The organism is Sediminibacillus terrae, assembly GCF_009602435.1.
In the GTDB taxonomy this organism is placed as follows: domain Bacteria; phylum Bacillota; class Bacilli; order Bacillales; family Amphibacillaceae; genus Sediminibacillus; species Sediminibacillus terrae.
Window position 1 is genome coordinate 1 of the sequence record NZ_VZDQ01000001.1, and the last position, 23,756, is coordinate 23,756.

At 33.9% G+C, this 23,756-nt stretch carries 19 protein-coding genes and 1 pseudogene; 6 read left to right on the top strand and 14 right to left on the bottom strand.

Annotated elements, in window-relative coordinates; translation table 11 throughout:
- Positions 1-702: 702 nt before the first annotated feature.
- The 5 genes from F6X55_RS00005 to F6X55_RS00025 all read right to left on the bottom strand — a co-directional run bounded on the left by F6X55_RS00005 (position 703) and on the right by F6X55_RS00025 (position 8,410).
- Complete coding sequence (locus F6X55_RS00005; protein WP_153461393.1) at positions 703-1,794, bottom strand: AAA family ATPase; 1,092 nt, start codon at positions 1,792-1,794, stop codon at positions 703-705.
- Positions 1,795-2,583, bottom strand: coding sequence for a DUF6414 family protein (locus tag F6X55_RS00010; protein ID WP_153461395.1), 789 nt, complete (start codon positions 2,581-2,583; stop codon positions 1,795-1,797).
- Between the two features lie 180 nt (positions 2,584-2,763).
- The gene (locus F6X55_RS00015; protein ID WP_153461397.1) at positions 2,764-5,808 is read right to left on the bottom strand and encodes a type III restriction-modification system endonuclease; all 3,045 of its coding nucleotides are present in this window, start codon (positions 5,806-5,808) and stop codon (positions 2,764-2,766) included.
- 11 nt (positions 5,809-5,819) lie between these two features.
- Positions 5,820-7,766 carry a site-specific DNA-methyltransferase gene (locus tag F6X55_RS00020; RefSeq protein ID WP_153461399.1) on the bottom strand — a complete coding sequence of 649 codons (1,947 nt, stop codon included), beginning with the start codon at positions 7,764-7,766 and terminating at the stop codon, positions 5,820-5,822.
- Between the two features lie 26 nt (positions 7,767-7,792).
- A complete protein-coding gene (locus tag F6X55_RS00025; RefSeq protein ID WP_153461401.1) occupies positions 7,793-8,410 on the bottom strand; it encodes a recombinase family protein in 618 nt (205 codons plus the stop codon).
- Between the two features lie 199 nt (positions 8,411-8,609).
- Here F6X55_RS00025 and F6X55_RS00030 point away from each other — a divergent pair, with 199 nt between their 5' ends.
- Positions 8,610-9,116, top strand: coding sequence for a hypothetical protein (locus F6X55_RS00030; protein ID WP_153461403.1), 507 nt, complete (start codon positions 8,610-8,612; stop codon positions 9,114-9,116).
- 270 nt (positions 9,117-9,386) lie between these two features.
- On the opposite strand, the gene F6X55_RS00035 is transcribed toward F6X55_RS00030, so the two are convergent.
- The 3 genes from F6X55_RS00035 to F6X55_RS00045 form a co-directional block, all read right to left on the bottom strand.
- Entirely contained in the window at positions 9,387-10,406 is a 1,020-nt protein-coding gene (locus F6X55_RS00035; RefSeq protein WP_153461405.1) for a hypothetical protein, read from the bottom strand.
- 642 nt (positions 10,407-11,048) lie between these two features.
- Positions 11,049-11,333 (bottom strand): helix-turn-helix domain-containing protein, encoded by a 285-nt coding sequence (locus tag F6X55_RS00040; protein ID WP_153461407.1) that lies wholly within the window; start codon positions 11,331-11,333, stop codon positions 11,049-11,051.
- Positions 11,334-11,510: 177 nt separating this feature from the next.
- The gene (locus F6X55_RS00045; protein ID WP_153461409.1) at positions 11,511-11,849 is read right to left on the bottom strand and encodes a hypothetical protein; all 339 of its coding nucleotides are present in this window, start codon (positions 11,847-11,849) and stop codon (positions 11,511-11,513) included.
- 618 nt (positions 11,850-12,467) lie between these two features.
- Here F6X55_RS00045 and F6X55_RS00050 point away from each other — a divergent pair.
- Positions 12,468-12,635, top strand: coding sequence for a hypothetical protein (locus F6X55_RS00050; RefSeq protein ID WP_153461411.1), 168 nt, complete (start codon positions 12,468-12,470; stop codon positions 12,633-12,635).
- 763 nt (positions 12,636-13,398) lie between these two features.
- On the opposite strand, the gene F6X55_RS00055 is transcribed toward F6X55_RS00050, so the two are convergent.
- On the bottom strand, positions 13,399-13,806 hold the full coding sequence (locus tag F6X55_RS00055) for a hypothetical protein (protein WP_153461413.1): 408 nt from the start codon (positions 13,804-13,806) through the stop codon (positions 13,399-13,401).
- An 814-nt stretch (positions 13,807-14,620) separates the two neighbouring features.
- Here F6X55_RS00055 and F6X55_RS00060 point away from each other — a divergent pair.
- Positions 14,621-14,788 (top strand): hypothetical protein, encoded by a 168-nt coding sequence (locus F6X55_RS00060; RefSeq protein ID WP_153461415.1) that lies wholly within the window; start codon positions 14,621-14,623, stop codon positions 14,786-14,788.
- Positions 14,789-14,869: 81 nt separating this feature from the next.
- On the opposite strand, the gene F6X55_RS00065 is transcribed toward F6X55_RS00060, so the two are convergent.
- Entirely contained in the window at positions 14,870-15,097 is a 228-nt protein-coding gene (locus tag F6X55_RS00065) for a hypothetical protein (RefSeq protein WP_202616100.1), read from the bottom strand.
- 129 nt (positions 15,098-15,226) lie between these two features.
- A complete protein-coding gene (locus F6X55_RS00070; RefSeq protein ID WP_153461417.1) occupies positions 15,227-15,979 on the bottom strand; it encodes a DUF1385 domain-containing protein in 753 nt (250 codons plus the stop codon).
- A 1,375-nt stretch (positions 15,980-17,354) separates the two neighbouring features.
- On the opposite strand from F6X55_RS00070, the gene F6X55_RS00075 reads away from it, so the two are divergent.
- The 3 genes and pseudogenes from F6X55_RS00075 to F6X55_RS00085 all read left to right on the top strand — a co-directional run.
- A complete protein-coding gene (locus F6X55_RS00075) occupies positions 17,355-17,528 on the top strand; it encodes a hypothetical protein (RefSeq protein WP_153461419.1) in 174 nt (57 codons plus the stop codon).
- A gap of 1 nt (position 17,529) precedes the next feature.
- On the top strand, positions 17,530-19,002 hold the full coding sequence (locus tag F6X55_RS00080) for a recombinase family protein (protein ID WP_153461421.1): 1,473 nt from the start codon (positions 17,530-17,532) through the stop codon (positions 19,000-19,002).
- Between the two features lie 67 nt (positions 19,003-19,069).
- Positions 19,070-20,119, top strand: a pseudogene (locus F6X55_RS00085) (recombinase family protein); the annotation flags it as partial.
- Between the two features lie 603 nt (positions 20,120-20,722).
- Here F6X55_RS00085 and rlmH read toward each other — a convergent pair.
- The 3 genes from rlmH to F6X55_RS00100 form a co-directional block, all read right to left on the bottom strand.
- Positions 20,723-21,202, bottom strand: a complete 480-nt coding sequence (rlmH, locus tag F6X55_RS00090; protein ID WP_153461423.1) for a 23S rRNA (pseudouridine(1915)-N(3))-methyltransferase RlmH — start codon at positions 21,200-21,202, stop codon at positions 20,723-20,725.
- 167 nt (positions 21,203-21,369) lie between these two features.
- On the bottom strand, positions 21,370-22,413 hold the full coding sequence (locus tag F6X55_RS00095) for a ribonucleotide-diphosphate reductase subunit beta (protein WP_153461425.1): 1,044 nt from the start codon (positions 22,411-22,413) through the stop codon (positions 21,370-21,372).
- The gene (locus F6X55_RS00100; RefSeq protein ID WP_153461427.1) at positions 22,395-22,862 is read right to left on the bottom strand and encodes a flavodoxin; all 468 of its coding nucleotides are present in this window, start codon (positions 22,860-22,862) and stop codon (positions 22,395-22,397) included. The genes F6X55_RS00095 and F6X55_RS00100 overlap by 19 nt, the downstream gene beginning before the upstream one ends.
- Positions 22,863-23,756: the final 894 nt, after the last annotated feature.

Consider the following 23,756-nt stretch of genomic DNA (forward strand, 5'->3'; position numbering starts at 1 on the left):
CAGTGGTTGTTTATATTATTAACTACTTTCATCAAAGTGGCTCTCACCCCCGCACTTAATGGCTCAGTTGACCGCAAACAGTGGCTCAAATCTCCACACTAATGGCTCAATCTCTCCGCAATACTCAGTCAAATTTATTTAGCATGTTTGAAATAATCCGTACAATACCCACAAAAGTCCACAATGTCCTCATGTCTACTGTAGATTATCTTTTCGTTTTATCTTGGCCCAGTGCATGTTGTTAAGTCATCTTGAGTTGGTTTTATCCCACAGGTCAAACTTGGTGTCCATCAAACATGAAAATGAAAAGTTCCAAATCGCATTCAGGACACTCATATATTTAGCCACTTTTTATCAAGTACAACTTTCAAACTCGCTTCTTTAGGCACTATTTATGGTACGGTTCACCGTGGTGATTTAAGAGGCAAAAAAGAGACGAGAGTTGACTTTTCAACTCTCGTCTCTAAACTTTCTTTTACAAAAAAATAGTCCTTGGGCCAATTTGAATTCTACATTACTTATGATGTGTTCAACTAAGTTACAATACAAAAACTTTCTTCAGCTTTTCTGTACTTTAAACAGTAATATGGATGATAGGAATCGAACTATCCTTTATAATGCCGGAACACCTAGAATATACTTGAATCTTTTCAAATCAATACTAGATTCCAACCAAGCTAGTAGTATTCACTATTGCTTAACTTAATTTTGTAGTTTTTGTAAAACTTCATCTGCAACAGCTTCTTCTATTATCCCCTTTATATGTCTCATATTTGTTAATCCTTGTACATTATCAATAAGAAGACCCTGTAAATTCTCCCAATCAACCATTGAAGCATATTTTTCAAGGATTGTTTTTTTGATCCGCTCAATAGACCGTTTTATAATCAGTTCCTTTTCGTCATTATTAAAATCTTCATACTTTATTAAAGCATCAAAACGGCTTAATAAAGCATTATCTATATTTTTCTTCATGTCTTCTTCGGTCAAGAAATTAGAGGTACAAATGATAATTGATTTTCTCATATCAACACTATAGTTATTATCTTCATATATCCCTTCATCAAACATTTGAAGAAAGCTATCTTGTATATATGATGGTGAACGAGCAAATTCATCTAACAAAATTATATTAGAAGTTCTATTTATCAACTTTTTTGAGAATGAATGTTCTGAGTGATGTGTGGACTTAAAGTATTTCAGACTTTCTTCACCGTGTACCATAGACATTTGCTCTCTAATTATCTCACCCTCATTTAACTGTTTAGCTAAAAACTTTGCTGTCTCAGTTTTTCCAATCCCCGGATTTCCATATAGCATAAGCACAAGTGGTTTATCATTAGTTCTTATTAATAGTTTTAAAAGGTTTCTAATAATTTTTTTCTTTGCAGTGATTTGACCTATTATGAAATTATCAAATTCACTTTCGACCTTAACTATTTTCTCTTCAGATACACTTTGTAATAAATAGGGTTCATTTATTTCTAACTTTAAGGTGCTTTTTAGTGTTTTTAACGTCGTTTTGGTTGGATTATTAATATAAACGTGCCTAAAACCATAAATAACCTGTATGTGTTCAATTAGCCTTCCGATATTTTCCATAACATGATTATTAACACCAGACAATTCATTAGAACTAACGACAAATAAATCATAGTTATCTTCAAGATTAATAATATCTTTCCGCTCATTATCTTTAGCCCTTATATAGTCCCCAAAATAGAGAACACTTTCAAAGCTATTTAATCTTTCTATAAATACATTTTCAGGTTCAAAAAATACTGTTATTTCCACTTATATCCCCGCCACTATAACATCAATTATTTTATATCTATTTTCCTTATAATCTTGATCTGGTAACTTATTGTTATGATGTGAGCTTTGTCTTTGCATCTCTTCATAGCTCAATTGTTTTTGTTCAGTTTTTTCCTCTTGTAACATTTCATTCATCTCATTAATAAAATTTAAGTCTATACTCTTTGCCCAGCCTACTTCAATACCATATATACTTAAATTCATTTTAGTCAAATCATACAAACTATAATTATTCCTCATCCCATTGATGTTGAAACGTATTATTACTGTTTCATGTTCTTTATCATCTGATACTATTTCTCCTAAATATTCATAATACCCTCTAGCATCGTCAAAGATAGTGTCCAACTCTTGGTGATTGAGTCCTTTTAATTCTTCTGCATTTTCAAATTCTCCTGTGTCGTCAATCATCTTTATAAACGGCATAAGATTCCTAAAATAAGTTGCTGAATTCTTTACGATTTTAAGGTTTATATGTTTATACTTTTTTATCTCTTCTGCTTCTTTACTAAGTTCAATAAATTTATTATAAATAGTTCTTGTTACTTGCGTTTCTATTATGCTATTGTTTTTTTTGTTCATATTTCCTGATAAACCAAATTTAAAAAAACTAAAAAAACCCTTTCCGGCTTCCCCACTAAAACCCAGATCCTTGTTTTTTTCGGTTACTACTTTCATTATCTCTGAGGAGCTTCCCGATTCTTTTATTTCAAGAAAATCGACTGCTGCCTGCTCATCAAAATATGCTAATTTTAAAATATCCTTCATAACTCTGCCCCCACAATTTTAGTAATTCAAAGTTTAAGAAAAAAAGTAAAGATTGGTTATAAAAGGAACCCCTCTTTACTATTTAGTCTCAAGCATGATAATAAATTATCCAAATCTCCCGAGTTTTCTACACTATCTTAAAAATGTATAGTACCTTATTATACAAGTTTTGATAGATTATCATTCGCTTTCAATAAGGTCGTTTATAATTTCAAGCATCTTCTCATTGTTTGTTTGCCTTATATAAGAAACGCTAATTCCTTTTCCTCGCAACACATCACCTAGATCTTCGAATTTTGTTTGTCCTCCATACTCATCATTAGCTCCTACCTCTTTAACCATATCAAAGAGTTTATTAGCAGCTTCTATTTTATGATCTTCTGTACCTCTAAGATCTTGCTTTTTATTTACTCCTTTACTCTCAACAACTAGAGTAATTGTAGGCTTTCCTTCTTTATCCTTAATTACATACATAAAGTCCGGGCTATACGTGCTCCCATCAATGAAAGGTATTTGCATGGTGCGTTTTGGTATTTTTCCATATACCTCAACACTACTGATATTCTCGTTTATGTTATTTTCCTCAATTTCAGAATCAAATAAAATGGTGTCATACAAGTAATTATCCAATGGTGTACCTTTTCTCTCATTCACACCTAGATAAGCGGAGGTCTTTACGAAGTCTCTTGGATTACCATTTTCTTCAGTTAATTCTGTAGGATGTACTGTTGTGTTAGGTAATTTCTTATAGGAATAAATTTTTAGCAATTCATCATAAATCCGCTGTTTGAAATAAATAGAGAAACTTCTTACCGTATCCTTTGTAAAGAAGGCATTTTCTATCGTTTTCAATTTAGATGCTCTTACCATACCTGCATGAATTAAAGGAATAGAAATATTTGTGTTCTCAGCCACAGCCTTTAAAAATGTTCCGTAATTTAAAGTATCATCATCTGAACTATCAATTGAATCTAGGGTCACATTAAAAATTAGTTCTCCTTGTACCATTTCTGATGTTTCCCTTTTGGTTCGTCTGGCAGTTGTAGTTATCAAGTCCTCCGTGATTACATAAGAGACAATACCAATTAGTACATCATCAGCTATTGTGTCAAAATGTAAATAGTATTTTTCGTTTAACTTTTCCCATAGGTCCTTTAATTTCAAATAGTTTTCCTTGCGAATGGCTACCTTTTTATTTTTATCAATATTTCGGTCGCTGACTCTATTTTTATCAAGTTTCTTAAATATTTCAGGGTATTCGTTCATGAATTCTTGTAGCTTGTCCGTTTTTATTTCTCTATCAAAAGAAATAAAACCTTTACTCATTAGGTCTATAAGAACTTCTTCTTTACTTAATCCTTTATTTGTAGCTATCTGTTCAATTTGCTCAGGTGTAAGTTCCTTTTGATCAAAGGATGTTTCTCCATAAATTTCTTCTTCTAGCTTTTTCACAAAGTTCTTTTCCGTAAAGTCTACGATATAATTAAGCGTAAAGGTCTCATTTTCGATTCGATTTCCTGTTTCATCTACCGGTAAACGTAACCCACGTCCTATTTCTTGTAATTTACTGTTATCACTTCCACTTGAACGTAACTTCGCAATTGTAAAGATATTCGGATTGTCCCATCCTTCTTTTAACGTCCATTTTGAGAAGATAAAACGTGTTGTATTTACTTTACCGTTCTTATCTACTAAACTCAGAAGCCTTTCCTTATCAAAAAGAATTGTGTTCACTTCTTTTTCAATTTCTTCTTCAGTAGATACATTGTCTTGTGAGAAATACCCTGCATGTGTTTCTTTAATATTCGCAAGGGACTCTTCAAGAAACTCTCGATATTTTGATTCGAACATATCACAATTATTAATTTCTTTCTCTAGTTTTCTCCTTAATTCTTCTTCAAAGATATTCTTCAGATATGGTTCCTTTATGTCATTATCCCTGTAGGAATGAATGTCATCAATAAAGAATAAAGCTAGTGTTTTGATTTTGAACTTTCTCTTGAAGTTTTCCCGCTCTGTTTCAAAATGCCTTTTTAAAGCCAAACGTATGGATTCTCTGACATAAGAAGTTGCAAACACATCCGCAAAAAATACATCTCCTGTAAACTTTTCTTCCCCATTACTCAAATTGACTTTAGTAGCCAAAATACCATCTATCGTAATACCTGAAAATTTTGGGGATAGAAGACTCAATGAATCATGTAGTTTCAAATCTTTTGTTGTTTTTACTGTTTGATTTTGCTCATTTAGAGCTGTTTTTTGGAACCTAACGAACTCGCCCTTTTTCATTGTTAGGATTTTGAATACTTCTTCTTCACTATCTGGACTTTCAACATGCTCTTTTGCTACGCCTTTAATAAGATTTTGGTCGAAAGCCTTATGAATATTTAAGTCGTATATTAAGTTTTGGTAATCCTTTACTTCAACTCTATTTCTACCTCTACCAATGAATTTGCTAGGAAAGGTTGCACCAAAGCGTATAATCATTTGAGGTTTTACCTGTTCCTTAATAAATTTATACGTAGCATTCTCACGGTTAAAGCGGTGTGGTTCATCTATTAGCAGAATGGGTCTAGTGGCAGAAATTGCGTCAATCGGTCTATAGTAACCTTCAATATGGGAATCGTAATCATCACGTACCAAAACCCCACTTTTACTTTCCCTCAAGTGCTGCATGTTTACTAACAACACTTCTATCGTATTCCTTTGGAGATTTGAGGATGTTACGAAGTCACGAATACTGTTTGGGACATATTTCTTTGAACCTTTTCTTGTTTTAATACTTTCCACTGTTCTTAGCTTTATCTCCGTCTTATAGCCACATACATTTTTAAAATGGTTAATATTGCTTTGAATTTTCATAAAGTTTTCAGTTCCAGCCTTAATTGCCAAAGAAGGAACCGCAACAATGAACTTTTTAAAGCCGTACAATTTATTCATTTCATAAATAGCTTTAGTATACACATATGTTTTACCTGTACCAGTCTCCATTTTTATATCTACGTTCAAATAATCTGTTTCATCTTGACTGAGTTCTTGCATATTAGAAGGAAGACCTTCCTGAAGCCGATTTATGTTCTGATATAAATAAGGACTCTTTAAATCAATGATTGGATTTTCAATACTTTTCATTGGTTTTTGTATACCGACGTTTGAGAAGATTGAACAAAGCCTCTCAATCGGAATCGTTTGATGTGCTAAATTTCTTTTTAATACCAAATCCAACTTTGTTCACCTCAATATCGTTTAATTAAAGATACTTCGATACTTTTCTCTTCATTTCTCAATTGTTTTAAATTCGTTTCTAGTTGTGTCAATATGTTAAAATCTGTGAAGTTATAACCATAAATGACTACATTTGTGGGATTAAAGTTTTTATCTTCGATTATTTTGGATAAAAGGGTATCAACATTCTGTTGTGTCAATCCTTTGTCCAATAAATAAAGATAATCTTCCATATAATAACCTATATACCCACCTAAATTGACTTCCTCCAAGGAGCGGGTAAGACCATGGCCATCTTGATTCATCCAAGTCACCAGGATTGTCTCCTTATCGAACTCGACTTCTAATTCAGATGCTAATAGATTAGGATCAAATTCTTTAATTTGATCAATAATACTTTCATTCAATGCCTTCGCATAATAATGTTTAAAACCATAATCAATATCCGCATTTGTTTTCTCTTCAATCATTTGTGCTGCACGAATAATTCTTTCTCTGCCTATTTTATCTATTGTTTTAAAACCTAGCTTTTCAGCTTCTGAATCTTTTTTTACGGGCTCATTTAATTGAACAATAATGAATTTAAGATTTCTCTTCTTTTCAGCATTTAATTGCATAACTGCTTGTGCTGTTGTGCTGGAACCACCAAAAAAATCTAATACTATATCATCTTTTTGTGTTGTAAATTCAATCATCTGTTGAATCATGTTCAATGGTTTTGGATTTTCAAATACAGCTCCTCCAAACAAATTATTAATCAATCTAGTATCTGTGGAATTATCATAGTACCAAAAGTTGTCTACTACGGTTGGGCTATCGCTATTAATATAATCCTTTAGACCTGGGGGTGTACTTGGATCTCCATAGTAAATCATATCTTCTTGTTGGAATCTTAATAAATCATCCTTTGATTTCCCCCAACCTCTATTTGGCACTACACATTCTTCACCAGTTTCTGGGTTAATAATTGTATAATCTGTAGGTCCACCTGCTCTTGATAAATCTGAATCTTTAAATACACCCTTATCATCTACTTTGTTCCAACGGCTCAAATGACTATATTTTGGTCGTTTATACATTTCTTTTACTTCTTCAAGAATATCTTCATTTGAGTAACCATCATTTTTTAATCTTGTAAATAGACTATGAACATCCCTTGTTCCTTTTTTTTGCACTCTCCATTTTATATTTTCGAGAGCACTCAAGTTTTTTACATAACAAAAAACATATTCAGTTGAAACACCAATTAAATGTGTTTGGTTTTTATTTGAATTATTCTTATGAATATTCATAGCAATAAAGTTTTCTTCACCATAAATATCATCACAAAGCATTTTTAGTTGAGCTTGTTCATTGTCATCAATAGATATAAAAATTACCCCGTCATCTCTTAAAAGTTCTCTTCCTAAAAGCAATCTGGAATACATAAAGGTTAACCAAGCACTATGAGATGAAGAATTAGAAGAAGTCATATTCAAGATGCGTTTCGCTTCTTCTTCTTCTATATCAAGTAATTTCATTAAATCATTGATAGAGAATTTGAAACTATCATTGTATACGAAATCACCACTTCCAGTATTATATGGAGGATCTATATATAGCATTTTGATCTTACTCGAATATGATTTTCTTAGATGTTTCAGAGCATCTAAATTATCTCCAGTAATATAGACGTTATCTGATTTGTCATTTTCTAGCTTAGAGTTATGCTCTACATTTGGTACCAAAACTGTTTCTGTATCTATAGAATCCGCAATGTATTTTGCATAATTCTTACCTAGAAAGTTCATTTCATACCCTTCCGTAGAAAAATCTATATCTTGGTTTATCTCCCTTTTAAATTTCTCAATATCAAGAGTATCCCCTGAGAAACAATTAGGAAAGTTCTCCCTCAGTATCGAAATTTTCTTATCGTTAAGTTTTCCCTGTTCATTATTATCAAGCGTCTCTTTTATCATTTTTACTCCTCCGCTTTTTGATTGGTTTATGTAGTTTCAGTAATCTCTATTTCCCGTTTGATAGAGTAAATAGTATTTCTGGATAAACCCGTTTTACGATGAATATCCATTACACTCATATTTTCGTTTAAACATCTAACCACTTCATCATAAATAACTCTATCCCTACCTTTAGCATCCTTATGATACCTCTTTTTTCCTCCTTTAAATTTGCCAAATTTTTTAGCGATTGCTATACCCTCTTTTTGAGCAGTTCTTATACGTGTTCTTTCCTCTTCAACCATCCATGATAATAGAGTAAGCACAAGATCTGAAACTAACTGCCCCACACCCTCAAGTTCTTTATACTTTCGTGTATCCAAAATGGGCATGTTTAACACAACAATATCAATTTCTTCTTCAATAAGAGCTTCCCATTCATCTTTAATTTCTTGTTTATTTCTACCAAATCTACTTAAATCATGAACAACGAGTACATCACCAAATCGCATTTTCGAACGCATTTCTCTATATATTGGTCGATTAAAGTCTTTGCCCGATTGCTTATCTTCATATATCCGATCACAACCATACTCTTTTAACTCTTGTAACTGCCTTGACAAATTTTCGCTTTTTGAGCTTATTCTTACGTACCCAAAAATCAAATTTCTCACCTCTATGTAATGAACAAGTCTGTTTGAACAAATCTATATACCTATTTTACTACATTCTTATCAGTTTGCACAGATTGTACTTATTTTGAACAAAGAGTAAATACTATTTTTCTCTTTGTTGTAGATTGGAATAAATCAAATATCATTCATCTATAATATTTTATCTTACAAATAGAAAGGGGATGTGCATATGGATAAAGAAACTTTCTTTTCAATGCCACCAACAAAAAGAGTACAAGAAGTAAATAAACTGCTACAGGAGCATGATCAAAAGAAACTAAGTAAACTCCTCGGAATTCCTTCGAGTACATTCAGTAAGTATATGAGAGAAGGAGACTACTTGTATCATAAAGCTGACAAAAGGTATTATCCATTTGTTCGTTCAGAAAAGGAAAGGATATCCAATTCCGATACCGATTATAGTGATGAAACTACCTTTATCAAAAATAATGTAGATGCTCTGAAAAAGGTGATTCAGCACTTTGAAGAACATGGACTTTTACTCCTTGATAAACGCATTCACAGTAAGGAGGCCAAGTTCGTCAATAAAAGCATCAGAATGAATAGCGACATATACGAGGATTTCAGTGGTTTTTGCGAAGAATACTACCCACACCTTAAAACCCAGGACGTGATAGCACAAACATTGATTGATGCCATGAATAAGTATAAACCAGAAAGCAAACGAGAGCAGTAATAAGCTCTCGATTTTTTTTAACTCACCCTTTAAATAAGTGGCTATAACGTGGGAACCTAGCACTATAGAACACTTTGACTATACTTCTCCATTAAAAGTTGGAAAGTATGTTACCCAATGCCGATTCTCTCTTCGCACCTTAAAGTATATTCTTTACTCTTGAGGGAAAGTAACATGAAAAATGTGGACCTTTTAACTAAGAGGTTGAGAGAATTATATTCCTTACCTGTTTGGAGTTGTTTTCGTTTAAAGCCCAGAAAATAAATAAGCTCAAATTTTGAATGGATTTTTTAAGCAGTTCGGAAAGGCCTTATAGTTTTTGGTGACGAGGTTTTTCGGTATGAGGATGGGAGAGATTCCAAGACTTGTTAGGTCACGAATATATTGTCGGTAAGTGGGGAGAGACATATGTTTTTTGGGGGTATCTATACTTCCCTTGGAGATCATAACAAGGAATTCTCGCAGGCTTTCTTTTTTTCTTTTTGAGAATGAACTGTTTGTAATTATTTTTTCTGCTTCTGTAATCTTATAATAGTCTCCGGCATGGACGATGGGAAGTACATGCTTTTCCATATATTCTTTCCATAGCTGGTATGAAAAGTAGGTTTTCAGCATCTTTGTCCTCCCTCTTCCTCCTTTATCTTGCCTTTTCATACTGTTTAAATGATTGTTTTTTAATCTCAACTCATATCTAATTATATTTTCATCGTATGGTTGAATTTCTTCCGCATTAGCTATCCTTTCGTCCTCTTTACTATAGATTATCAATTCTGTGCTCTTACATTTGTGATACTGGGACGTTTCATATTTTTTTGGATTATCATTTTCATCCTTCCCCCATTTAATTTTCTCTTTATAAGCAAATTTCACCGTGTATTTCTCCAGTAAATGAAATAGCAACTCACGATCTTTTTTATCGGATAGCTCTATGTCCAATCTATAGTCAATTCTTGTGAGAGTATGGGAATCAAAGTAATCAGAATGGCCAAAATGTCGGGTAAGGAATTTACGAATATCTGACTCTACCAAATCATAGTCTTCTTCTTTGATTGTCCCTCTATTCAATAACTTTACTGCATCAATCTTCAATTGCAAATTCCAATCACCATTTGGTTGCTCCCAAGATCGTACAACAGCATAAGCAGGGAAAAACTTCTTTATTTTTCTGTTAAGCTCTTTTACGGCTGCACGGACGTAACGGAATTTGTTTAAATTTACATCGTACTTGAAACAGATATGTTGAAAATCTTCATAGCTTATGAATATCATCAATTCGAATGTGTGTATCAATGAAACCATCTCCTTTTTGTTAAGAGGAATAAGAAAACCCTTTTGTATCAAGCATTTTAAGAGGTTAACTTTTCCCGTCCCAAACTAATTTATAAGACTCCCCATCACATTGGTAGAATCCAATGTGATTTAGAAGTATTTCATGCTATGTAGTTGTAAGAGAAATATTCAATGGTGCACTGAAAAAGCAGTTCAACAACAGTACATATGTAAAGGAGAAGTACTTCCCTTATACATAAAGAAACAAGTGGTTAAAGTATTTACGATTTAACTGATTTACTTTAGTAATCGATATTATGAAAGACGCATTGCTTAACTCCCAGGTCCATAAGCCACTAAATGTTGAGTACACTTCACGCTTTGACAATCTGCAAACACAAGCACGTCCTTCCGTACATATTGCAAGTTTTCATGAAGTTTGGATTAATTCTCCCTGGCAATCTGCATTTTTTTAGATGTTTCATTTTGTCTAAAGGCAAAACGTGAACACATCCTTCCGTTATAAACTGCAACTTTAAACTTTGGATTGGTTATCTCTAATAATTTTCTTTTCTTCTCATTTTAGAGTTTTGCTTTTGTATAAAAGCAATACACTCGACATTCAAAAGGACTACTAGAATAGCTAGTAGTCCTTTAAGAAAATTAATCAAGTATCTTTCTCAATGTCTCTTTATTTTCAATCACTGTTCTTAAATACAGTTCTGCCTCTTTTTGCTTACCAAAACCGTTCAAAAGAATGTTTAATTTAGTTGTTAGCTCACAACCACGATAACCCTTAATGAGCCTATAAATATAACTTGGCGATAGATTTGTCTTATCCGACAGCTCTTGCAAGGTGTCTCCCCGCTCTTTCTTTAACAATTCCACTAATTCTCCAAAACGATCATCAATCATTCCTATGATGTCCATTCTCTCCTGATTAATCATTTATTTTCCTCCTAATAGTAACTGTTTATTATTACAGTGCCTTTGTTTTGTTTAGCCATATATACTAAGCAACTGTTTCATGAACTATTACTACCGCCATTAGATAAGAAAATTAAATTTATTGGATAAGATATGGGTAAGCAATTACAAATGATCCATTAGAGTAACAATTTACATTCATTTTATTAAATCTACTGACCCCCTTATGCCAAAATCAAAGTATTCAGTTGGTCCATAAGTATTTGTGGTTTTTTGGTTGAACTCAGATTCAGTATATGGCAATTGCAACTGTTGCCAAAACGGTTCTTCCATCTTCTCATTATTCTTTATAACTAATAATTCGTAACTTTCCATATTACTATTAATTAATTCACAGCTGCCTTCTCCATTCTTTAATGCTGCTATATATGTTTCTATCATCGTAAGCAATCCTTCGCTAGATACAACTAAAGTACTTGCAAATCCAGGCTGATCCTGTGCATAAATATTAGCAACTTTTCTATTATCGTTATTCAACTTACTTCTCCCCCTTAAACATGCTTCGTCTAATTTAGTAACTAAAATGTTTTCCATTACATGAATCAAATATTATCGAACAGTTCTTCCAGTTCTTCAATTTCTTCTTTAAGTAGTTTTCTTGGTTTTAGTTCCTCTTGTTTCACTTCTATAGACATTCATACTCACCTCCTTTAAAAATGAATAGTATTTATTTGAATATGAAACTTCTTTATATAATTATGCTATTGACTATAAACAATAGAGAATTAAAAAACTCGTATCCATTATTTAGATACGAGTTTTGAAAATTTATAAGTTTTATTATTGGTTAAATAAATTCTATTCATATTTTCCCTACTTTTACTTCTTTCATTTAATTTAAGGCAAAAGCACTTATATTTACATGACTTTAATCAATTTTTAGTTTACGCAAATAAAGTAGGATAGTCAAATGTGATTTTTTCCAAACATGATAAAGATTAAAATACTGAAATTATAAGGTTATTGAAAGCCAGAATGTTTAGTATGTACCTAGATACACTAACAATCTTTATAGCAATAAAGTATAATAATTATATAAAACACTAATAATAATCACTTCAGGTAGCGAAATTCAAAATTAAGGAGGAAAAAGAAATGCCTATTGGAGAAATCTTGAAAAGAAACCTAGCTAAAAACGCTAAAGAATTCCAAGATCTATACCAGCAATATGTTAAAAGTTTAGAAAGTTTCCAATTAAATAAGAGAGAAAAGGAATATCAACAAGATCAAGAAATATTAGAGCGATTAAGAAGAAGGGATTAACACCGATTCATATTGATAACATCCAGGCTAGGACCCTTTTATTGTTATAACTTATCATAAACTTTGGATTATCCTCCGTTATAAACTGCTCTTTTCTCCTACTTAATAATTTCCCTTGTTTTGACTAATGGCAAAACTGGTGACAACACTTCCGCTACATCTTGCAGTTTTTCATTAAACTTTGGATTGATTCACCGTTATAAATTGCATTTTTCCCCTATTTTATAATCCCACGTTTTGACTAATGACAAAACCGGGACAATTCCTTCCGCTACATCTTGCAACTTTTTCGTAAACTTTGGATTGATTCTCCGCTATAAACTGCAACTTTTTTGCCGAAAGTCAATAAAAGTATCATTAATTCGTGCTTTGTCTGTAAAATATTTGCCGAAAGTCAAAACTGGGGCAATTCCATCGTTATAAACTGCAACTTTTCATAAACTTTGGATTGGCTTTACGTTATAAACCCCAACTTCGGTCGGGATTTTCAATTGTAACTTTGACTCAATAAGCTACCCAGGCCCCTTTTTGTTATAGAACATTTGGAATCTTTCCTAGCAGCATGCTATATTATAAATAAGAAAACCCCATGCTACGAACATGGAGTAATCATATGTAGCTTGCTCGAAGTGAGAGGCTACTCTATTAAATAATTAAAAGAGAAATCACCCTTCAGCTTTTGGACGAGCGTTTCGGGGTGGTTTTTTCTTTAGATTTTTTACTAGAACCCTTTCTTAGCCACCCTCCATACCACTCTTACTCTCTATCTCCCCCTACACTTTCGGATTAACTTAAATAATCCAAATGGACCATACTCCATCCGGTTTAACTCCCTTACAATTCTTTCGTTTTTCTTCCTAAGTTTCCTCGAGCGATTACTTTCCATAATTTTTGGTAGCGTTACGTTTGCTCTTTTATATTTCTTTTTCGTACTATCAATTGTCATATTACTACAATCGTTACGTTGATGACTTTTTTGAATAAAACTTAACCACTTTTCTCCTTCCTTTTTCGCAACATCAGGTGAGTGTTTATTAAATTGTAAATTCATACTGGAATGAATCTGTTGAACTTGATCTAAGGAATAACCCAGTTGCTTGCAAGCCAAGAGCAAAAAGCCCAATGCTTGCTCTTCATCCATCCCTTTTTTAGTGGGTTCTTGGTCTGTCATACCCATCACCTTCCTTTTACCTTCTTCATATATAATTACAAATCTATTAACAAAGTATTGTCTTAACCAAGTCCTCATCCTTCTCTGTCACAGAATCGGTACCCTATTGTAACTTCATCGTGTCATACAGGTATAAAACAAGTGCCCTTCAAATTCCTTCTGTTATATCTTAAATTACAAGGAAATGCTTTTTTAGATGATTACAATTAGCTTATCTACTTCATACATGTATAGGGTTATGATTTGGTCATCCTGTTTTTAATTACATCTTTGTCAACTTCTCAACTTGTTCTAACTAGATTGATCACTAAGCACCGGTTAGCACATTACAAAAGAATTAATTTTAATTTCAATTTACAATCTATAATATATAAATGCTTTTCTCATCCGCTTCAGTTCTTGTTCCAGCCTTCTACTTATTTAGAGTCCAAACCTTAGATGGTTTTAGCTTTTTTATGCTGGATTTTCCCTTAAATTAATACCACTACCAGACTATTTTTAAAGGAACACTCAACACTTTTACCACTTTCTAAATGTGTTGATACCCTGTAAGCTAGATCCCTACTAAATCACGGTTTTTTGATGAAAAAGTATCACCACCCATATCTGAAAATAGCTATCTAGTTTTAAAGACGTGTTGACCACTAATGTTAGGATACTCATGAAATGTACAGTCTCCACTTTTTTACACACCCTAAAAAGGTTATATACTGTGATTATAAGATAAATAATCATACGATTCTTATGTAGTTAGGTTGAACACTACATAAATTCGTTTAATAATGTTCTGAATTAAAATCAAGGAGGATGCAGAATGACTATCGGACAAGAATTGAAAAGAAACCTATGCAAAAGTTATAGTAACAGTAAAGAGTTACATCAAATATTCTTAATGAATTTAGAGAGTTATCAACAATATGATAAGGAAAAAGAGTATCAGCAGTTACAAGCAAGTTTTGACAAGTTATTAAAACATCCATAACATCCTCATACTCATTATTGTGAAGCTAATCAGTTTAAATTAAAGTAAAGGTCAAAGATCCAGACAGGCAAAATAGGCAGTTCAATCATTTTCCTCTTCTGAAAAGGGAATGATTTCCCCATTAGGGTATTCTTTTACCCACTGTCCATTCTTAATATAAACTTCGTATCTTCCTTTCGCCTTAGCCTGTGCTCTAGCCATCTCTCCTGAGAGTTTTATCCACTTATCTAAATGAGCGTATTTTCGACCCGGGTTACTTATTTTTTTCGTTTTGAACGTTTTAGACGAATCATTATTATTATCTGTCACGTATATCCTCCTCTTTGTTTTCGAATTCTCTCCATATAAATAATTATAAGTCATCTGAAATTCACTTACATCAACCGACCTGGCTTACTATCACTCATGGATATCGCAGACTTAGCAATATATTCCCAACTAGATTTTTGGAGTTCTTTTTATTGTGATTTCCGATTCTTTCTCTTCCAATTTTTTGATCGCTTCTATTGCGACTAATATATGTTTCTCTTTAGGCTTTGAAGTAAAGAGGAGGTATTGTGCAGCTTTACCAATGACCACTACTATATCCCATGCTATTTTCGGTTTACACTTCCATAACTCATATCCAATACTCCAAGATAATAAAATCACCCATACTGAGTCACCAAATACCATCTGAAGCATTAAAAAACAGATAAAGATAGATGTAATAAAATTTGTACCACAATCTTTATGAGTCCTCGGTTGGTCTTTCTCTGTTTCTAACGTTAAATTCAGGTTCTTTGTATAAGCATGAGCACACATGTGTTCCGCTCCATGGAGCTTACCAATCGGTGTTATTTTTATGACAAGACTGACTAAAACTAAAAAACTGGATAAACCCAATAAGGAATTATTAGAGAAAACAGTTAAGAAAATAGAATTTGATTCCATGTTTAATACTTTTTCAAACAGAAATAAGATAATGAAGGTAGATAACAACTGCTTCCATCGATTAATTATTAATTCAATGAACAAAGAATAAGAACGAGCAAAGGGAATCCTCGAAAGAATATCAGTTATTTTCCCACCTTCTTTCTTAGGCTTGATGTATGTTGTGATCTCGTTATTCTTTATTTCTGAAACTGCATAGTATCTTTCTCCCGTAAAACTTACTGAATTAAAACCTGCCCTACCTCCGTATATTTCCATGTAATCTCCTCCTATACAATTACTCTCGGTATTTGGGTTTTCTATTGACTATAAACAATGGAAGCAATAAAAAAACCCGCATCCCTTATGGAATACGAGTTTTAAAAAATTCTATTCTAATTTCTGAATGAAAGCTATTTCTGTCCATTTATATCACCATTACTTTCATTATATATAACACCTTTAATTATAAAGAAACCAATTGTATTAATCAAAGTTTCTCAGAATCATTACACAAAATTTGGATAGCTTAATTATACAATTATGGTCAACTATCTATAAAGACTTCATCCGATCTTCTTATCAAACTTTTCCGTCTATTAGTCCAACTTGGTAATAGTTAAGAAAAATATTCGAAACCGCTGGATAATCTCCAGCTGCACAATACAGCTAAATATAACAGATATAGGATGGCGTTATATTCCGTGCTTTCAGATTAATTCCGATTTAATTCACTCGAAGTGAATAAACGCATGGTTGAGCTATTGCTCTTTCATTCAGTACTTCTAAGAAGTAGATTTATTAGAGAATAATTGAGCTAAATATAACACTTTTAGGATGAAATAGAGACTTGAAACGAAAGAAGTGTAGCAATTGTAGGATGGTGTTACAGTTAGGAAACAAACTGAATGGAGATTGGAAATCCTACGGACTTAGGCATTTTAAAGGCGATTGAAACCCTTATTGGTCAAAGGTATTGGACAGATACTGGGCCTAAGAAAAAGACTGGACCCGTATTGGACCCAACCTGAATTTGTATTGATTTTGCAATTGAATTATTAGGAAGAGCCGGGTTTATTTTAGCAGAAGAAAATTCTGTCTTTGAGAAATTGGGTATTTTGTTCAAAACGGAATTTATGACCCAATTGATATTGATGAATACTTATTGGCATTTGATCAGCCAGCTATGTTTTCTGTCACTTAACTGAAACGAAGAACCATATGTAGTATCTGCCAAGCCTGATGTACCAAATCGAAGAAGGAGTACAATAAGCCGTATCAGTATAAAGCATGAGAATTACTTTCTCGACTGTTTTTTGTAAATGCCTATATTTCTATGAGTCTATAAATATTAAAAATAATATGTACCAATTCACAACATTTTTTAACTCTTTTCGGATTTGTGACTTGTCAGGCAACCCTTTAGTACTTAGCTACAGATAAAATCGACTTATAGATATATTAACTTCCTTACATTTCAATCCAATAAAACTTGTAAAGGTAGAACCTAATTTTTTGGACAGTGATATAACAGTCTACTAAAATTATATATAGAGTGTAAATAGTCCAAACCAAATAACTATTAATTCCTCACCTCTAACTCCCAATCAAAAATTCTACGAAAGACAAACTCAACAAGAAAGGAAGCCCTCGTATGAAAACATCAATAAACATTGATTACAATGAAGAATTCGAAGAACAATTAATGACGGAAGAGGAAAAGGACAAAGTAAGAGCAAAGAAATTCATAAACTTGCTATCTGAAATGTTCTTAAAGTATGAGTCCGATATTGAAAAACAATTGATCAATAATCAAGGAGGTAATTAAAATGCCTAGAGCAATAGGATACGTGAGAATTAGCACAAATAAGCAACTAGGAAATACTTCCCTAGAAAAACAAAAAGCGGAAATAAAAAGATACTGTGAGGAAAATAATCTTAGTCTTGTTAAAATATATGATGAAGGAGCAAGATCAGGTGAAAATATGAAAGACAGACCTGTTTTTAAAGAAATGTATCACCATGCGTTTGATAAAGAAGAAAGAATTGATTACGTAGTTGTATTTAAGGCAGATCGTATTTCAAGAGACAACTTAGACGCCCTATATATATTTAAAAAATTGACTCAGGCTAATAAGACCCTAATCAGCATAGCGGATAATGTTGATACACGAGATCCACAAGCCAAACTACTTTATCATATTATGGCATTAGTATCTGAACTGGAAAAAGATCTAATTAGTTTTCGTACTACAACAGGTATGGAAAAAAATGCGGAAGACGGGAAATTCAATGGAGGAAAGATATACGGATATTATTCAGAAAACAAAGAGTTGAAATTAATCCATGAAGAAGCGAAAGTTGTACAATATATTTTCGAGAAATACACTTATGATCAATGGGGTTATCGTAAGATTGCCTCTAACCTTAACGACCAAGGTTTTAAAACAAAAAATAATAAACATTGGGGTATCACTGCAATAAAAACCATACTAAATAATCGCTTCTATAATGGAATGACTAAATGGAAAGGTCAGTACAAAAAAGGAAAACATGTAAAAATAATAGATGATGAACTTTGGTATCAAACACAAAAAATGCTAAAACTTCGAAGTAGTGAGCCAACAAAAGTTCACCCTGGTAACTATCCACTTTCTGGTCTGATGAAATGCCCTCAATGTGGCTCCCCGATGGTACAAGGAAATAGTAGCCCTAGATACAAATACTATCAATGCAGCAAAAATAAAAACGGCGGTAAGAGCGTCTGCTCCTCTAATCTCGTAAAAAAGGAATACGCTGAAGAATTCGTTTACAGTAAATTCTTTACCACATTAAAATCCCTCGATATTGCTACACCCATTATTTCAACAACCATCTCCTCTTTGCAAAGTGAAGTTGAACCTCTCAATGAGAAACTTAAATCCATGAAAAAAGAACTTAAAGAGATCACATTGGAAAAGAAAAACCTTTTTCTATTGAAACGTAAGAGCACAATCAATGATTTAACATTTGAGCAAGAGATGGCTGACGTCCAGAAAGAAGAAGGGCAATTGATACAGTTTATCAATGTTTTAGAAAGACAAATTGCACAACAAAAAAAGACAAATCTAAAAGAGTCAATCAAAATAACCTTTGAAAAGTTTGAACTATTCTTTAAGTTGATGTCAGATGAAGACAAGAAAACAGTTCTTCATACATTCATTAGAGAAATTCATATCTACCAAGGAAAAAAAACAAAAGATCGTACAATTAAGGAGGTGTTTTACGATTTCAATCTAAATAATATTTCAAAAATAGCGTAAAGAGAAGGGGCACATCCTTTCTCTTTTTTTACTTTCATATTAAACTATTACTGAAAGGAGAAGATATATGAATGAAATAAAACGTGTGGCTATATATTGTAGGGTTAGTACCGAAATGCAAACCGATGGATATAGTATCTCTGCACAGTTGCAAACATTGCGGCAATACACACAACTATATGGTTGGCGAATAGAAGAAGAATATGTTGATGAAGGAATCTCTGGAAAAAACATTACAGGACGACCTGCCATGAAAAGACTTATTGCTGATATTGAAAAGGAAAAATTTGAAGCTGTTCTAGTATGGAAAATTTCCCGGCTTTCTCGTAATATGTTGGATACCCTTACCTTGTTAGACAAATTTGATAAATACGGAGTACAATTTATATCTTACTCAGAAAATTTTGATACAGGTAATCCAATTGGTCGGTTAGTAGTACAACTTATGGCATCGATTGCTGAGATGGAACGAAATACACTATCAGAAAACGTTAAACTTGGAATGAAGCAAAGGGCATTAGAAGGCTCATGGAACGGCGGGATTGTTTTCGGCTATGATACTATTGAAAAGCAACTTATCATCAATCAAAAGGAAGCAAAAGTAGTACAACTAATTTACAAAATGTATGCGGACGGAAATGGTTTAAAAGCAATTGCAAATCACTTAAATAAAGCAGGATATAGAACAAAACGTAACCGTCACTTTTCAATTAATGGGGTAGCAACCATCTTAGATAATGTTATCTATAACGGTAAAATTAGTTGGTTAAAGGTTGAAAATTGGGATACAAAACGTAGAAGAGGTAAAAATCCTAACCCTATTCTCGTTGATGGACAACATGATGCCATTATCACAGACGAACTATGGAGCGTAGTTCAAGCAAGGAGAAAAAGCAAATCATTTAAACAGCGTCAATCTAATGAACCATTTTTACTGAGTAGCCTTTTACGTTGCCCTGATTGTGGTCATGGAATGGTTCCTTCAATTACTACATATACACGAAAAGATGGAACTAAACGAAAGCACCGTTATTATGTTTGTGGTATTTTCCACAATAAAGGATCCTCGGCATGTAGAGCAAACTCAATAAAAGCGTATGAAGCGGAAGATGCAGTGATCAACAAAATTGCTAATTTCCTTTCCAATAAGAAAAGGCTTTATAAAACGCTACAAGATATAAACTCAAATTCCGTTGATTCTATTAGTCAGCTCAATAAAAAGTTAGAACAGATAGAAAATCAACTGTCTGAGATAGAGTTATTGCAGAACCGATATTTGGAAGCATTCGAAAAAAATATTCTTCCTACAGCAATTCTACAGGAAAGGTTACAGAAGGTGGCTAATGAAAAAGGAGAGTTAGAGCAAAGGAAAAACGATATAACCACACAATTAGGTTCTACTGAAACAAAAATTATACAGCCAGAAATAATCGAAAAACTATTGGAGCGATTCCTCTTAATATATAAGAATACATCAAGAGACAATAAAAAACATTTGCTTCAACTTCTAATTAACCAAATTACGATTAAACAATTAAAGGAACGGTCACGAACGCTTAATAAGATTGAACTCGAATTTGACTTTACGGCGGTCAACATATCCAAGACCTTTACACTTATACACAAGCTGTATCGAGAAACGGATAATGAAGAAGATTATTCACTTTCAATACCCGCTTTCGACAACAAAATACCACCTTATTTACAACTTTTTTTGCCTCTATTTATGGTACGGTTCCCCCCGATTAATCCGAAACGCCCGATAAACCTGCTCCAACAACACCAACCTCATCACCTGGTGAGGAAACGTCATCTTCGAAAAACTAAGCGCATAATTACTCCGCTGCTGCACATCATTACTTAATCCCAGTGACCCGCCAATCACAAACACGAGCTTGCTGTTTCCATAGGTGGTCAGTTTATCGATTTTTGATGCGAGTTGTTCGGATGTAATCATTTCTCCCTTTATTTCCAGAGAGATAACATAGTCGTCGACGCCAATCTTTGCGAGTATGCGGTCGCCCTCTTTTTGCTTGACCATCTCCATATCGGCTGCACTTAGGTTTTCCGGTGCTTTTTCGTCAGGTACTTCGATTTCCTCGACTTTTGCATAAGCTCCTAGGCGTTTTACATATTCTGCGATGCCTTGCTTTAAGTATTTTTCTTTTAGTTTTCCTACAGAAATAATTGTTATTTTCATGGTTTCTTCCTTTTCTTTCGGTTAAATTGTTTGTTCTCTTTAGTATAACGAGAAAAAATGGAAAACGCATGGGTTTGCGGCAAACATTGCTTATAAGCAGCTATAATAGATGTGTTTGCTCACTAATAATCCCGGCGCGCATATACGCTGCCGGGATGTTTCTTTCATTACAGATCATCAAATCCGTTTAGGTCGCTTGTCTTGGTGTATTGGCGGGACTTCTGTTCGAAGAAATCGGATTTTGTGCCGTTGAAGTTATCGGCATAGGCCCGAATCCATTTCATCGGGTTCTCTTGATAGCCTTCGTAAATCTCGCTTAGACCGAGCATGCGAAGCATCTTGTTGGCTCGATATTTGATATAGCCTTCCATTGCATCGAGCTGAATTCCGTCAATGCCTTCGAGTACGTAGCGGCTCCACTTTGTTTCCTGTTCAACAGAATGGCGGAATTGGTCGTAAACCCATTCGATGAATTGCTCGTTATTGTACTCCGGATTTTCTGCCAGGGTGGCACGGAACAGTTCACTGATGAAGCGGCCATGGTACAGCTCGTCCCGATTGATGTAAGAAATCATCGTGGAGGTACCTACCATTTTCTGATTGCGTGCCAGGTTGTAGAAGAAAGCAAACCCGCTATAGAAGAATAATCCTTCCAATAAAGAAGAATACACCATTGCTTTTAACACCGTTTCAATAGTCGGATTGGCCGCAAATTCGTTGTAAATCTCGACAATCCGTTCATTGCGCTCCAGCAGAACGGGATCTGTACGTCCTTCATTAAAGGATGCAATTTGGTTATCGTAATTTGTCACCGACGCCAAAACGTATGTATAGCTGTGGTTATGCTCGCTTTCCTGGTCGGCGATCGTTGCAAGCAATGATTTGACGCTTGGATCCGTCGAATAGGCAGAAATCTTGGATGCGATATCCGTTTGCGGACCGTCCAATGTTGCAAGCAGTCCGATGATTTTAAGGAAGGCGGTTCGCTCCCGCTCGGCGAGTTTGCTGAATTGCTTCGTATCCGTCACCATGTTGACTTCGTTGGCTGTCCAGAACAGCCCTCGAATCGTTTTCCGCATATCGTAAAAATGCGGATACTTCACATTGTCCCAATGGAGGATTCCACTTGCTTCCCCGTTAAACAGTGCGGTAGCTTTATTCGGATTTGTCGGTTCCAGTACTTTTGCTTTGGTTAACTTAACCATGCTAATACTCCTTTCATCCAGTTCACGACTTCTTGTTCCTGTTCTCCTCTCGGAGATTGCTCCACCTTCAACGGCGGAAGCGGTGAATGATAGAATCTAGCCAGCTTTTCTGCTGCCAGGCAAAACATATCATCCCCGCCAAACTGTGTATCGCCGGTGCCGAAGACGAACACATTCTCCGGCTTATAGCCTAAATCGGCCACGAAATCCTTTACATCGAACGGTGTCTGGCCGTTATCCCAGGTGTAGCTGCCAATAAACATGGCATCGTAAGGCTGCACGTCCGGGATTGTTTCATTTCCCAAAATGTTATAGAGCTTTACCCTCCCGACATACCGCTCCAGTTCCTCGGCAAGCATTTGCGCCACCTCACGTGTGTTACCGCTGATCGATACATACACGATGATGACGGATAACGAAGAAAGCGCCCTGTCGTTCGAATGCTTTGTTTTCATGTTCAATCCTGTCATGGATATCAAACCAATCTTTTTTAGAGTAAACTGCTAAGCTGGCAAAATATCTATATATGTAACAATAAATTTTTAAATCTACTACATATAGTAACAATTCAACTGCACAAAGACAATGGCAAATATGTGTCGTTTTTTTGTTTGGAATAGAATGGACGTTTTCTCTTGCCGTGGGCGTCCTTTATGATGAGGGATTGTTCAAAGAATAACATGTCGGTCATTATTTCCGGGGAAATAAAATAGGATTCTGTCGAAATTTTGGGGAGGATGTATTCATCTTTTCTGTTTTAGATGGACCGTTGCACAGTCTAGGATATAAATCCAGTTTCCTCTACTTAACGGGAGAGCCAATGCTCTTTGCTACTTTACTATGTGTATATTAGTATATGTCTATTCTTGTAGGTCTACCTATAAAAGAAAGATCGTTACCATGAAAGAGATCTTTATATCGAAAGCAGCAAAAGAGATAACTAAAACAACTTTACCAATCTATTTCAAAATAAAGGGAATTACATGACTTGGGTCTGACATACATCTTCTGCAAACGAATGATTTATGACAATCAAGCAAAAGGCAGCCATCAAAGGCAATGCGACCACTATTTGGATTATAAAATCGATGAAGTATTTAGATATCATATTCAACTAACATTCAATAACTATATACATGGAGCTAGAGGGTTTATGGAGGAGTATCGTGAAGATTAGACTGTTTTCCCTAAAATTGTTATAAAAGCTACTCTTGTTTTTTGTTCATACTACCGATAATCGATGTTTAATTCACTGATGTCTCTGCTAAAAGTTCCTTCTGGACATTTTATAACGAATATGTTATTTTTATAACAAATAAGTTATAACATAAGTTTGAAAGGAGCATAAT

Coding starts and splice junctions, on each gene's coding strand:
- F6X55_RS00010 (WP_153461395.1), bottom strand. CDS start 2,583: ATGAAGGATATTTTAAAATTAGCATATTTTGATGAGCAGGCAGCAGTC.
- F6X55_RS00020 (WP_153461399.1), bottom strand. CDS start 7,766: ATGATAAAAGAGACGCTTGATAATAATGAACAGGGAAAACTTAACGAT.
- F6X55_RS00030 (WP_153461403.1), top strand. CDS start 8,610: ATGGATAAAGAAACTTTCTTTTCAATGCCACCAACAAAAAGAGTACAA.
- F6X55_RS00040 (WP_153461407.1), bottom strand. CDS start 11,333: ATGATTAATCAGGAGAGAATGGACATCATAGGAATGATTGATGATCGT.
- F6X55_RS00050 (WP_153461411.1), top strand. CDS start 12,468: ATGCCTATTGGAGAAATCTTGAAAAGAAACCTAGCTAAAAACGCTAAA.
- F6X55_RS00055 (WP_153461413.1), bottom strand. CDS start 13,806: ATGACAGACCAAGAACCCACTAAAAAAGGGATGGATGAAGAGCAAGCA.
- F6X55_RS00060 (WP_153461415.1), top strand. CDS start 14,621: ATGACTATCGGACAAGAATTGAAAAGAAACCTATGCAAAAGTTATAGT.
- F6X55_RS00070 (WP_153461417.1), bottom strand. CDS start 15,979: ATGGAAATATACGGAGGTAGGGCAGGTTTTAATTCAGTAAGTTTTACG.
- F6X55_RS00075 (WP_153461419.1), top strand. CDS start 17,355: ATGAAAACATCAATAAACATTGATTACAATGAAGAATTCGAAGAACAA.
- F6X55_RS00080 (WP_153461421.1), top strand. CDS start 17,530: ATGCCTAGAGCAATAGGATACGTGAGAATTAGCACAAATAAGCAACTA.
- rlmH (WP_153461423.1), bottom strand. CDS start 21,202: ATGAAAATAACAATTATTTCTGTAGGAAAACTAAAAGAAAAATACTTA.
- F6X55_RS00100 (WP_153461427.1), bottom strand. CDS start 22,862: ATGAAAACAAAGCATTCGAACGACAGGGCGCTTTCTTCGTTATCCGTC.